Origin of the sequence: Bartonella sp. MU37NMGALS (assembly GCF_042194015.1) — a bacterium.
GTDB lineage: Bacteria > Pseudomonadota > Alphaproteobacteria > Rhizobiales > Rhizobiaceae > Bartonella > Bartonella grahamii.
In genome coordinates, this window is the sequence record NZ_JBHIML010000129.1 from 1 (window position 1) to 658 (window position 658).

1 protein-coding gene is annotated in these 658 nt (G+C 36.2%); it reads right to left on the reverse strand.

Features of this window, described 5'->3' with window-relative positions:
* On the reverse strand, nucleotides 1-658 hold a 658-nt coding region (locus ACFIJP_RS09510), incomplete at both ends, for a hypothetical protein (protein ID WP_375627178.1).

The window sequence follows — 658 nt, forward strand, 5'->3', positions numbered from 1 at the left end:
ATCATCGTCATAATACCCTTCAAAATCAGCATAATACTCATGACGATAATAATCATCTTCGCTACCAAACTCAGGATATGCATCATCACAGATATCTTCATTAGCTGTTAAAGAGGCATTGCTATGAATATATGAAGAACCAGAGATAAGAGCATCACAAATAACGGCATCATCAAAAACACGTGATTCATCACAAATGTAAGCAGAGCCACTTATTTTTGCATTGCCTCCGACATGGGCATCATCACAAATGACAGCATTATCGGAAATATGAGCATGATCAGTGACACGGGCGTTATCATAAATTTTTGCATTGCCTTCAATTACAACGGCGTTGTTAGCATGCGCATTACCAGACAGCTTTGCATTGTCCTTTAATGTCATACCTTCAAAAATAGCATTCCCATAAATTTGAGCATTACCATAGACATCAACAAAAAAGCTTTTTACTTTAGCATTTCCAAAGACGCGTGCATTTTGAAAGACCCGTGCTTTATTATAAACCCAGCAATTGCCCTCATGAGATAAGTTGCTTTCATTTTCAATATACCCCCCTAAATCGCCTTTTTTGACATCATCAAAATCTCTTAAGGCTCTAATTCGAGTTAAGAAATGACCATCGATATATTCACAATCATCAATAAATTCGTATTTTTTT